Consider the following 12665-nt stretch of genomic DNA (forward strand, 5'->3'; position numbering starts at 1 on the left):
GCACGCCGCCAGCGTTCGTCCTGAGCCAGGATCAAACTCTCATTAAAAGTTTGAGTTCTTACTCATTTCTGTCACTGACAGATTTATTGTTTTTTTCATTGTTCAGTACTATAACCTCAGTTATAGTGCCCTGCACATTGGTTCGTCTTGTTCAGTTTTCAAAGGTCTTTGTCACTCATTCTCTCTCAAGCGACAACTATATTAGTATATCACAGCCATCTGTCTCTGTCAACAGATTTTTTAAACTTTTTTCAAGTTTTTTTAGCCGCAATACACCATAGTCCGTACGGGATTCGAACCCGTGTTACCGCCGTGAAAAGGCGGTGTCTTAACCCCTTGACCAACGGACCTTGAGCTTTTCAACTCTTTCTATTATACCTACTTTTTTACCTTTGTCAAGGACTTTTTTCCTCTTTACCGAAATTCTGAAAAGATTAGGGAAAAGAGCCAGTTAAACTGACTCCTTCTATTTATCTTGCCAATTAGTCGCACGTTCTTCTCCCCACAAGTAAGGGATTAATTCAGCAACCTTAATTGTTTTTCTTGTTTCGTAGTTCATCATGAACTCTGCTTCTTTATTTTTAGCATTCAATTCTAAGAGAAATTCTCTGCAAGCGCCACAGGGCATACCTGATCCTTCGCCGTAGGGAGGTTTGTCTCGAAAGGCGAGGATTTTCTTAACTTTGGTCTGTCCTGAAAATTGATATATATTGAAGAGAGCCGCTCGTTCTGCACAGAGATGAAAAACGCCACAAGTGCCCTCCATACAAAATCCTGTGAAGATCTGACCATCTTCTGCTTCTACCGCAGCAACAACATGGTTAGCATAAACAAAGTCAGAAACTTCATGGGGATTGAATAAGGTTCGTGCTTCTTCATACATCTTTTCCCATGTATCCATCGGAAGTCCTTTTTATTTGGAGATCTCTTTCAGCATATTATCGATATGCTGAATTGACTTTTCACGTCCGAGTAAGAAAATGGTGTCTGGTAATTCTGGTCCATGCATTTCACCTGATACAGCAATACGAATCGGCATGAAGAGGTTTTTCCCTTTAATACCTGTTTCTTTTTGGACTGCTTTGATTTGTGGGAAGATGTTTTCTGTCACAAATTCCTCATCTGTCATCGCTTCTAGTTTCGCTTTGAAGGCTTCTAGAACAACCGGAACGGTTTCTCCTGCCATGACCTCACGCTCAGCGTCTGTCAACTCTGGGAAATCTGAGAAGAAAAGATCTGTCAATGGAACGATTTCATCCACTGACTTCATTTGTGGTTTGTATAGTTCCACCATTTTTTCAGACTTGTCAGTCAAACGCCCTGCTTCTTCTAAGTAAGGTTTAGCCATTTCAAAGATAGTAGCAAGTTCTGCTTTCTTGATGTAGTCGTTGCTCATCCAGTCTAGTTTCTTCTGATCAAATGCAGCTGGTGACTTGCTGAGACGATTTTCATCAAAGAGTTTAATCAATTCCTCACGAGAGAAAATTTCATCTTCGCCACCTGGATTCCAACCAAGAAGGGCGATAAAGTTAAAGACTGCTTCTGGCAAATAGCCTTTTTTACGGTAGTCTTCTATAAACTGAAGGGTATTGGTGTCACGTTTAGACAATTTTTTACCCGTTTCAGAGTTGATGATCAAAGTCATGTGACCAAACTCTGGTGCTTCCCAACCAAGCGCTTCATAGACCATGAGTTGTTTTGGAGTATTAGCAATATGGTCATCACCGCGGATAACGTGAGAGATTTGCATATCGTGGTCATCGATCACAACGGCAAAATTGTATGTTGGGTAACCATCTTTCTTTTGGATAACCCAGTCACCACCGATGTTGCCACCTTCAAACTCGATATCACCTTTGACCATATCATGCCATTTGTAGATACCAGACTCGTTAACAGCCAAACGAACAGTTGGGATGATACCAGCTGCTTCACGTTCTGCGACGTAAGCTGCTTTTTCTTCTTCGCTCATGCCAAGATATTCATTGATGTAACGTGGTGTTTCGCCAGCTGCTTCTTGGCGTTCGCGCTCAGCTGCCAACTCTTCTTCTGTAACGTAAGATTTGTAGGCTTTTCCTTCGGCTAGCAATTGGTCGATGTATTTTTGATAGAGTTCCAAACGCTCTGATTGGCGATAGTTTTCATGAGTTTCTGGACTTTCATCCCAGTCAATCCCCAACCAGCGAAGATTTTCAAGCTGTGAACGTTCCCCATCTTCGACATGGCGTTTACGGTCAGTATCTTCGATACGAATGATAAAAGTTCCACCATGATGGCGTGCGTAAAGGTAGTTAAACAATGCTGTACGGGCATTTCCGATGTGTAGTAGTCCTGTTGGACTTGGTGCGTAGCGTACGCGGATATCTTTTGACATAGTTTCTCCTATAAAGTCTCTAGGCGTCTGCCTTTTTGCTTTCTATATTATATCACAAGTCTCGCCTGAGTCCAATGTCTACGAATAAAGAGAGTAAAAAAGAGTGGACAAGCCACTCTTTTCTTTTATTATAGACGTGCGTTAAGCTCTTTGCTCAATTCTTCAAATCCTGGTTTTCCAAGAAGGGCAAACATGTTGCGTTTGTAAGCTTCAACACCTGGTTGGTCAAATGGGTTGATGGCATTCAAGTAACCTGAAAGGGCGATAGCCAATTCGAAGAAGTAGATAGTGTATCCAAGAGTGAAGGCATCTTGCTCAGGAAGAGTTACGTACATGTTTGGTACGTCACCGTCAGTGTGGGCAAGAAGAACACCGTCAGTTGCTTTTTTGTTAACGAAGTCAACGTCTTTTCCCTGAAGGTAACCAAGTCCATCAAGATCTTCTTCCAAAGTAGGGATAATCACGTTCTTACGTGGTTTGTCAACACGGACAACTGTTTCAAACATGATACGAGTTCCTTCTTGGATAAATTGACCCAATGAGTGTAGGTCTGTTGAGAAATTAGCTGAAGTTGGGTAAATCCCTTTTTGGTCTTTTCCTTCTGTTCAGGCACCCCTTGTGGATGCATCTGCTGGAAATTCCCTTGCACTGACTGGCTAGTTTGATTGACTTGCCAATCAACCACTGCGTCATCTATTTTTTCTAATTTAGACCCAGAAGCCTGGACTTTTGGTCCAGGCTCTGAATCAATTTTTTAGACTTTTATTTTTCTAAATTGCTTGATTTGAAATTTTATTATGGTTAAGCAGTTTCAAAAATCTGAATGGTAGAATCTTTATCAATTACTACCGCTTGATCTGCTACAACATGGAGTGTACCAGGAAGGCTCCCCTCTTTTGAACCATCAAAAGAAATCGTGATATGTCCCAGTCCAGTTAAATTTTTTTCTACTACATTTCCTACGGAACTAATCGAATATTCCTGATTATCTACCACCAGCTTGCCACCTTCTAGTATTGAACCTAGCAGATTTTTGTTATCAATCTTAAAACAATACTCTGATAAATCTTCTGGTGCTTCTTCTCCAAATAAAATGAGCATATTGGCATCTTGAATCATATTCTGAGCTTCAGACCCTACTTGAATTACTTTAGTTTCAAAAATTTTCTTCATCTGATTTCTATTCATACTTTCTCTAATTTGTCATAAACTTAGGCTTATAGATAAGTTTAACATAATAGTTCTCTGTTTTCAGGCATCTATCAAAGGTCTACTGATAAAGACCAATACTAGCTATCCAAGCAACTAGCACCCGCGGAACACCATTGAGAAAGCGTGAATAAAGTACCGAAGGGACACCAACCTCAACTGTTTCAGCCTTGGCTTCAGATAGGCCGAGTGCTACAGGAATGAAATCACAACCGTTTTGAGTGTTGATAGCAAATAAAGCTGGCAGAGCCATTTGGGGCGGAATAGTCCCTTTTCCGATTTCGACTCCAATTAAAGTTCCAATAATCTGACTAATAACAGCTCCGGGACCTAACAAAGGAGATAGGAATGGTAAGGAACAGATAAAGCCAATTAAAACGAGTCCCCAGATGTTCCCCGCTAGGGGAACCATTAATTTTGCCAGCCAATTTCCAACACCAGATCCTTGAATAACCCCAATCAGCAAGGAAACAAAGGCCATGAAAGGAATTATTGTATTGAGCATTGTTTGGATGGCTTCACGAGCAGCCTGGTTGAAAGTTGCAACGACCTTACCAGCCCCCATCCCAATTCGTGCTACAATACTTGTTTCAGCTTTTTGCTCTGTAATTTTTTTACTAGTATCGTAAGTTGGCTTTTCAGTTACCACAGTTGTCGCTTTTTCGTCTTCATTAGCAGCAGAAATTTGATTAAGGCCAACTGCTGACACATAGATTTCCTCGGTTATATATTGAGCTAGAGGCCCACTTTTCCCTGTAGCAACAATATTTATTGTAGGGATTCCCTTTTTAGGATAAATACCACAGCGAAGAGTACCGCCACAATCCACGATTGCTAAAGCAATTTCCTCATCTGGGATAGAAGTTTTAAACCCATTAACAGCTTCCATACCGGTCAAATCAGCAATTTTATCTACAATATCTGGCTTTTCTCCGCCGCCAGTAATATAGATGAATTTATGCTTAGCTTCACTAGGTGTAATGACCAAAGGTCCTCCGAAACCGCCATTTCCTTTAACAACTTTTATACTCTTATATGACATAATTTCACTCTTTCTATAAATCAAATGTTTTACTCAAGGTAACACCTTGCTGTTTTGCTACATAAGCAGTTGTAAAATCGGTTACCCAACCACCTACAAAGTTCATGACAAGCCCAACAAGCATGTAACGAATGGCTAAGTCCATTTGACTTAAACCTAAAGTTTGAATTCCTGTCGCAATTCCCATCCATACAAATAATTCCCCAGGATTGATATGTGGAAATACACCATTTGAAGTATGGCAAAACTGCATCTGAGCTGCTACAAAACTAGGTTTATAATATTTTGGTAAGAAACGTCCCATACTGATTGCCATCGGATTTCCCAGCATAAAAGCTGAAATGAAAGGTAAAATCATATACCGGCTAACAGGATTTTTGGCAGAAATCTTAGCCAAGGAATTGACCTTCTCTTCTCCCAAGAAAGCGATAAGGGTATTCATTGCAATCAATAGCATCAAGACAAGAGGTACAATATTTGTCATCCAGCTAATAAAGGTTTCTCCACCTAATTGGAAGAGTTTCATAAAACTCTCTGCAAATTTTGTAATGTGATTCATAAGGAACTCCTTTTCTTATTTTTTTTAAATAACTGTTTAATAGATAATTGTAAGTAATTCGCATAAAAGCCGAATCCCAGAAAAGAATCAGATGAACTTGTCTCTTTCTCAATACCTGCCTCATGCCAAAGATAGACTTTTCTAGCATCTTCTATGGCTGATTGCATCAACTTATTTTCTTTTCTCACAAGAGGATTATACTTGTCAAAATAATGGATGTCTTCTCCAACATAATCGTCCATATTTTGAAAACGCGCTAAGATTGTGACTCCTTGCATTTTGCTAGCTTTAAGAACCCGACCGTTTTCATCAACCGCGAACATGACAATCGTACCGGATTTTATTCTTCCGGACTTTCTGCCAATCGCTACGCGCCCCAGTTTTCGGAGCATCGTATAGGTCTTATTGAAGTCTTTGAGTTGCTGCCAGCCGAGGAACATTTGAAATATATAAGCTGCCATGACAAATACAGCGAAAATTATTAGCGAATTCATTAAAATACTCCTTTGCTCTTAGAAAATGATAGAAACTCTGTCTCTGTTTCTACAGCCCTCAATGCTTCTTTTAGAGAAGGCTCTCCTGCAATTCGAAAAATGTCGTCATACAATTCCAGCAATTCACTTTCCATTTTTCTTTCAATTTCTGAGGGTATGGCGACTAGAAAGATAAATTCAATCCATTCATCTCCTTTTTGATAAGGCTCTTCTAGTTTTCCAAACATTAAAATAGTCTTTGCATAACCCTGGTTAATTGTATGGGGGAAGGCAATTCCTCCACCAAAAATGGTTGATTGCTTTTTCTCCCTATCAATTATCCGATTTCTAAAACCTTCATCAATCATCTGAAGTTTCTCTAACTCTGAAATCATATTTAGCAAGTATTGCTGATAGGTTTTTTGGGGGCTCAACCGAAGAAAACGTAAGCTGACTGTTTCTAGATTTTTTTGATGAAAAGCATTGGCCCTCTGCCATTCTTCCTGCAGCCATTGATCATCAAAAAGATGATTAACTTGAATGACTGGAGATTTAGAATCTTTATATTTTAGAGGAACTGTCGTAAAAATCGCGAAATAGTCCTGATTTAAATCCACATTAAAATCCTCTTCAGAATACTGAGTAATGTCTACATCATTTCCAAGGACTCGTCTGAGTTGCTGAATAATCATCGCAGCAGTTCCTCTTCCTGTTGTGCAAACTACAGCTATCTGCTTGCGATAACCCTTAACAGCAGAATTTTGCTTTCTTAAAATCATTTCAAAATACAAAGCCAGATATCCGATTTCAGATAATTCCATTTCAGAACCAAAAATTGCAGATAGTTCTTCTCCAGCTATTTTTGCCATTTCAAAAGCAAAAGGATATTGAGTTTGAACCTCGCCATGAAATATATCATTAGCTTGCACATGGAAAATCAGTCGATTGATTAAGGGGCCTAGATGAGATTTGATTTCTTCAAATAATTCTTCATCATCAAAGTGAACCAACATTGTTTCTTTGACTTTCTTGACAATCCCTTGAAAAATATTTGCAAGCTGTTCAGATTGATAAGATGTCTTGCTTAAAGTGTCAATAAAACGGACATTAAACGGAAAACACAAAAAGTCTATCTCAAACTGACTGAGAGAAATCTTATAAGTCATCTCAATATGATAGATTAATTTCTCAGCTAAAGGTGTCTCTGTTAAATCATTCCTATAGTAAGGAATAGGACAATTCAACACTCTAGATGTATGAATACGCTCCACCATAATTGAAATGGTCTTTCGAAGGAGTTCCTGTGTTTCTTTAGGGATTTTATAGTCCTGGACTAGCGTCTCCAGAAAAGAAGATGTTGCCTCAGTGAGTGTCCTTCCTTCAAAGTAAGGAGCCACTTGGTGAATATAGAGCAAGCGCAAATTCAGCTCGCTCCCCAAGACCTCCAGCCCACGGTTGGGCTTTCCTGAAATAGTGATAGAGTAACTCTCTGCCAAAGATTTTACTTGTTTTAAATCCTTATTAAGGGTACTTCTACTAACACCTACTTCCTCAGCCAAGTCGTCAATAAGAAGAGGGGAGGTTGACTCAATTAAACGTTTTAGCAAATAGGCAATTCTTTTACTGGAAGAATTGAAGTCACTCTCCTGTTTTAAACTACCAGATAAAATCCTTTCCAACTCTGTATAGTCATACACTTCTAACATTAACTGATCATCTTGTGCGATAATCTGGATATTAGGAGCCAAAACATCATTTAATTGTTGGATACTCTTTTGCAAGGTTTGCAAGCTAATATCCAGTTCTGAGCGCATATCTACCAAGGAATAAGTTGGCTGTGAGACCATTTTTTCTAAAATGTTATACCATCGATTTACTAAGGTCAACTCTCTTCCTCACCTTCATTTTTTTAACCGCGAGTTTTCCCTCCAGCAATATTTGTAGTGACTCCAGTTATATAGCTAGAACGATCTGAAATATAGAATGCTACAAGATCAGCTACTTCCCGTAGTTTACCACTTCGTCCCAAAGGAGTTGTTGAAGTTGAAGCATAACCAGCTCGAATATCTTCTACCGTCTTTCCACGGGTATAAGCAAGAGCTTCCTCATAAGAAAGAGTTCGAAGCCCCGTAGCTTCCATAATTCCTGGAGCAATTCCAACCACACGTACACCATGCTTACCCAGCTCTTTCGCCCATGAACGAGTGTAACTATAGACTGCTGCTTTTGTTGCAGCATAGGCACTTTGTCCTTCAGAACCTTCCAAACCTGCTTCTGAAGCCATGTTCACAATTACACCTTTTCTATTTTTCACTAAAATACGTCCTACTGCCTGACTAACCAAATACAAACCTTTTTGATTAATCATTGTTACTTTTTCAAACGTTTCATCGTCTAACTCGTAAGGACCTTTAGGATTTTCTGCATCAATTAATAATCTGGGAACATTAATCCCTGCATTATTGACTACCGCATCAATATTGCCAAATCTTTCAACTATTTTGGCAACACCCTCTTCTACTTCAGAGCGAGAAGTTACATCAACTTTTACAAATAATAGATTCGGGTGACGCAAATCGTTGTCGCTAAGATCAAAATTCGCTACATTGACTCCTAATTCCAGCAATTCTTCAACGATTGCCTTACCGATCCCAGATGACGCGCCAGTCACAAGAACTGTTTTGCCTTTTATGTTTAACCAATCATTCATTTTGATACCTCTCAAATTTTATTTACAAGGCAATTATACAGCGCTTTCATAAAAGAATTAAGACACTCTTTTTTACACTTTTAAAAAAAATAATAAACTAATTAAGAGGCTTGTACTAAAAATCCACAAGAAATGAACTTGTGGATCTTTTTATATTCTAAATGAACTCAAAGCATATGAGAATCAAAGGCGTGCATTCAACTCAGCACCCAGCTCTTCAAAGCCTGGTTTCCCAAGAAGAGCAAACATGTTTTTCTTATAAGCTTCAACTCCAGGCTGGTCAAATGGATTGATACCATTCAGGTAGCCAGAAAGAGCAATAGCCAACTCAAAGAAGTAAATAGTGTAGCCCAAAGTGAACTCATCTTGCTCAGGCAGTGTCACAAACATATTTGGAACTCCACCATCAGTGTGTGCTAACAGCACTCCATCTGTAGCTTTTTTATTGACAAAGTCAACATCTTTTCCTTGCAAGTAGCCAAGACCGTCCAAGTCTTCTGCCAATTCAGGAATCAGCACATTTTTGCGAGGTTTATCTACACGGATAACTGTTTCAAAGAGGATACGGGTACCTTCCTGGATAAATTGTCCCAGAGAGTGCAAGTCTGTTGAGAAGTTAGCTGAAGTTGGATAAATCCCTTTTTGGTCTTTCCCTTCTGACTCACCAGCCAGTTGCTTCCACCACTCAGAGAAGTATTGCAGAGATGGTTCATAGTTAGCTAGAACTTCTGTCAGATAACCTTTACGGTACAAGATATTGCGTACAACTGCATATTGATATGCTTCATTTTCAGCCAACTTATCAGAAGCATAAGCCTTGCGAGCAGCATTTGCTCCTTCCATTAACTTGCTGATATCAGCTCCTGCAGCTGCGATTGGCAAGAGCCCCACTGCTGTCAATACTGTAAAACGACCACCTACACTATCAGGCACTACAAAAGTATCCCAGCCATTAGCATCTGCTTCAACCTTAACTGCACCTTTAGCGCGGTCTGTAGTTGCGTAGATACGTTGGTTAGCTTCTTCTTGACCGTACTTCTTAACCAAGAGTTCTTTGAAGACACGGAAAGCAATAGCCGGTTCAGTTGTTGTACCTGATTTAGAAATCACGTTTACTGAGAAATCTTTGTCTGATACATAGTCTACCAAATCAGCCAAATAGCTTGAAGAGATAGAGTTTCCAGCATAGAGGATCTGAGGTGCCTTGCGTTCTTCCTTTCTTTGCAAGTTTACAAATGAATTATTCAAGAAATCAATAGCTGCACGAGCTCCTAAATAGGAACCACCAATACCGATTACGATCAATACCTCACTATCAGATTGGATTTTAGCAGCAGCCTTTTGAATACGAGCAAATTCATCTTTGTCATATTCTTCAGGTAAGTTCAACCAGCCAGTCATTTCTGCCCCAGGACCTGTACCATTTCGCAGAGCAGAATCTGCTGCAGTCACTTGAGGCTGCATATAATCTAGTTCATGTGGTGCAACAAATTTATCTAATACTTTTGAATAATCAAATTTAATATGTGACATAATATTCCTCCAAAATTTCTTCTCTTCTATCATAACCCTTACCTTAGATTTTTTCAAGTTTTTATACTGAATTTTTCCAAATTTTATCATAATTTAAACATTTGCGTAAAAAATGTTACAATATTAAAATTTGAACGAAATAAGACAAAAAAACGACTAGGTTTCCAGTCGTTATAATTCATTCAATAAATACTCAAATAATTCTAAGTTGCCATCTTCTTCATTGACCAAAAATTCTGGATGCCACTGGAGACCAATAATACGGTGCTCATCAATAGATTCGATTGCTTCAACAGTTTGATCACGTGGATCCACAGCCGTCACGCGGAAATTGGGTGCCAAGTCTTTAATACTCTGACGATGTACTGAGTTAACCTGACTTTCTTTACCAAATAATTTAGACACTACACTGCCATCCACTGTCTCAATAGAATGTGAAGTCCCAAAAGGTAGACCTTGCCAATGACCTTCAATATCCTGATTGAGTGTCCCACCAAAAGCAACGTTGACAAGCTGAACGCCACGGCAAATGGCTAAGATTGGTTTGTTCTGACGCAAGGCTTCTTGTAGAAGAGCTAGCTCAAACTCGTCGCGAGCTAGGTTATAGTCGTCGCTATCAATTGTTTTTTCCTCACCATAAAACTGAGGATGAACATTTTGTCCCCCAGTCAAGATGAGCTTATCAATCATTTCTACATAGTCATGGACAAGTGTCTCATCACCAACCGGAATGACCAAAGGAAGTCCGCCAACCTGACGAATACTTTCAGCAAATTTACAGGATACAGATGAGTGGATGTTTTTTCCTTCTGCGTCTACAGGACATAGGTTTGCCGCTACTCCAACAACTGTTCTTACCATTACTGACTTCCTTTCGTTCTCCATTGATAATCTTATCTTATCACCCTTACCCACTCCTGTCTAATATGTATTTTTTAAGTCCGTGATAAAATTTTTTTATCAGAAAAAGTTGCCCAAAATTAGGACAACTTTTTTGCTTATTCAAAGACAAATTGATTATGGTACAGTTCGGAGTAAAAGCCTCCAAGCTTGAGTAATTCGTGATGATTTCCTTGTTCGATAACCTCACCATCCTTAAGGACAATAATCTGATCGGCATTGAGAATAGTTTTCAAGCGATGGGCAATCACAAAGCTCGTTCTTCCTGCCACAATTGCCTCCATAGCATTTTGAATCTTGCTCTCTGTTACAGTATCCACGTTTGATGTTGCCTCATCCAAGATTAAGACCTGGGGATCCGTCATTAAGGTTCGAGCGATGGAAATCAACTGCTTCTGACCGGTTGAGAAGACGCTCTGGTCATCATTAATCAGAGTATCGTACTTATCTGGTAGACTTTCGATATATTCATGGATATGCGTAGCCTTAGCAGCTGCTTCTACCATCTCCTGACTAGCATCTGGCACACCGAAGCGGATATTATCCCGAATCGTTCCACTAAACAAGACCGAATCCTGCAAGACAATCCCGACCTTGCTCCGCAGGCTGTCCAAGTCGTAGTCACGAATGTCTTTGCCATCAAAAGAAATGCTACCTGCATCCACATCGTAGAAACGATTGATGAGGTTCATGATGGTTGTTTTCCCCGAACCAGTCGGGCCTACAACTGCTATCATCTGCCCCTTAGGAGCTGAAATGCTAACATCTTTTAAAATCGGCTTGTCTGGCACATAAGAGAAATCAATGTGACTGATTTCAACACCTTCTCGCAATTCCGTAAAGGCAGGCGCATTTTGCGGACGAATCTCTTCTTCTGCATCGAACATTTCTTGGATACGATCCGCCCCAGTAAAGGCCAACTGGAGGCTCCCCCAACTCGCAGCCACCTGGATAATCGGCTGGTAGTACTGCTGAGAAAATTGGGTAAACATGACGATCAAACCTAGGGCTGTCGTTGTTTCGATACTTGGATCGTTCAGCAAGACCGCAGAACCTGCAAAAATAACGATGGCCGTATTGACCAAGCTCATCCCATTCATAACAGGAAAGAGGATGCCTGAGAACATTCTCCCTTTAAAGGTTGCCTTGCGCACGCGCTCATTTTGCTCCACAAAGCCTGCTACGATGTCGTCTTGAATTCCTTGTACGATAACAGCTTTCTGTCCAGAAATACTCTCATCCATGTAGGCGTTGAGTTTCCCAACCTCTTTTTGCTGGAGATTGGTGTACTTGCGGGCCATCTTCACGATGAAAACCAACATGAGAAAGGCCACTGGGGTGCTGGCTACTGTTATCAGGGCTAGCGTCACATTTCTTGAAAACATGACAAAAATCAAACCGATGTAAAGAGCAATATTGCTCATGACCTGAACTAGGCTTTCATTGAAGGCTTGAAGGATGTTATCCAAGTCACTCGTGAAGTGAGAAAGGATGTCGCCATCCTGATGGCGGTCAAAGAAAGAAACCGTCAAACGAGAGAGTTTGCCAAAGAGGCCCTTACGCATCTCATTTGTTGACTCAGCAATCACACGGGTCATCAAGGTCATGTAAATCAAACTGGATACCACTAGGGCGAGAACAACCAGAGCTAAATTCAGCATCAGAGCTGACAAACTCTGCCAGGCTAGTTCGGAAGTTCCATTTTGATAAGCCAGAACTAGGTTAGCGAGCTCCGTCACTGCTTGACCTGAAAAAACTGGAAAGAGGGCTTGGGCAATCGTCGCAACTGCAACCATCAGAACCACAATGACAAAGGAGAACTTGTAAACTTTAAAATAATTCCAGAAAAATCGAACGGTTTTCAT

General features: G+C 40.1%; 11 protein-coding genes, 1 tRNA gene and 1 pseudogene. All 13 read right to left on the bottom strand.

Annotation, left to right across the window (positions count from 1 at the left end; translation table 11 throughout):
• Nucleotides 1-278: 278 nt before the first annotated feature.
• Nucleotides 279-350, bottom strand: a tRNA-Glu gene (locus B7717_RS00305).
• A 116-nt stretch (nt 351-466) separates the two neighbouring features.
• Nucleotides 467-901: a cytidine deaminase family protein gene (locus B7717_RS00310; protein WP_049519151.1), complete on the bottom strand. Its 435-nt coding sequence runs from the start codon at nt 899-901 to the stop codon at nt 467-469.
• Nucleotides 902-913: 12 nt separating this feature from the next.
• Nucleotides 914-2374 carry a glutamate--tRNA ligase gene (gltX, locus tag B7717_RS00315; RefSeq protein WP_070657014.1) on the bottom strand — a complete coding sequence of 487 codons (1461 nt, stop codon included), beginning with the start codon at nt 2372-2374 and terminating at the stop codon, nt 914-916.
• A gap of 128 nt (nt 2375-2502) precedes the next feature.
• Nucleotides 2503-2979, bottom strand: a pseudogene (gene pgi / locus B7717_RS00320) (glucose-6-phosphate isomerase); the annotation flags it as partial.
• A gap of 196 nt (nt 2980-3175) precedes the next feature.
• Nucleotides 3176-3547, bottom strand: a complete 372-nt coding sequence (locus B7717_RS00325) for a PTS glucitol/sorbitol transporter subunit IIA (protein WP_033585537.1) — start codon at nt 3545-3547, stop codon at nt 3176-3178.
• A gap of 97 nt (nt 3548-3644) precedes the next feature.
• The gene (gene srlE / locus B7717_RS00330; protein WP_000120696.1) at nt 3645-4625 is read right to left on the bottom strand and encodes a PTS glucitol/sorbitol transporter subunit IIB; all 981 of its coding nucleotides are present in this window, start codon (nt 4623-4625) and stop codon (nt 3645-3647) included.
• Between the two features lie 13 nt (nt 4626-4638).
• Nucleotides 4639-5184, bottom strand: coding sequence for a PTS glucitol/sorbitol transporter subunit IIC (srlA, locus tag B7717_RS00335; RefSeq protein WP_084943960.1), 546 nt, complete (start codon nt 5182-5184; stop codon nt 4639-4641).
• Nucleotides 5181-5678 carry a transcriptional regulator GutM gene (locus tag B7717_RS00340; protein WP_002893984.1) on the bottom strand — a complete coding sequence of 166 codons (498 nt, stop codon included), beginning with the start codon at nt 5676-5678 and terminating at the stop codon, nt 5181-5183. The genes srlA and B7717_RS00340 overlap by 4 nt, the downstream gene beginning before the upstream one ends.
• Nucleotides 5678-7504, bottom strand: a complete 1827-nt coding sequence (locus B7717_RS00345) for a BglG family transcription antiterminator (RefSeq protein ID WP_080976170.1) — start codon at nt 7502-7504, stop codon at nt 5678-5680. Before B7717_RS00345 ends, B7717_RS00340 begins: the two co-directional genes overlap by 1 nt.
• Nucleotides 7505-7566: 62 nt before the next feature.
• Complete coding sequence (locus tag B7717_RS00350; RefSeq protein ID WP_001000838.1) at nt 7567-8367, bottom strand: SDR family oxidoreductase; 801 nt, start codon at nt 8365-8367, stop codon at nt 7567-7569.
• A gap of 183 nt (nt 8368-8550) precedes the next feature.
• Nucleotides 8551-9900, bottom strand: a complete 1350-nt coding sequence (locus B7717_RS00355; RefSeq protein WP_000018239.1) for a glucose-6-phosphate isomerase — start codon at nt 9898-9900, stop codon at nt 8551-8553.
• Between the two features lie 171 nt (nt 9901-10071).
• On the bottom strand, nt 10072-10761 hold the full coding sequence (locus B7717_RS00360) for a gamma-glutamyl-gamma-aminobutyrate hydrolase family protein (protein ID WP_049529724.1): 690 nt from the start codon (nt 10759-10761) through the stop codon (nt 10072-10074).
• A gap of 137 nt (nt 10762-10898) precedes the next feature.
• The gene (locus tag B7717_RS00365) at nt 10899-12665 is read right to left on the bottom strand and encodes an ABC transporter ATP-binding protein (RefSeq protein ID WP_084943961.1); all 1767 of its coding nucleotides are present in this window, start codon (nt 12663-12665) and stop codon (nt 10899-10901) included.

The sequence above is a fragment of the Streptococcus oralis subsp. oralis genome (genome assembly GCF_002096495.1).
Taxonomy (GTDB): domain Bacteria; phylum Bacillota; class Bacilli; order Lactobacillales; family Streptococcaceae; genus Streptococcus; species Streptococcus oralis_CU.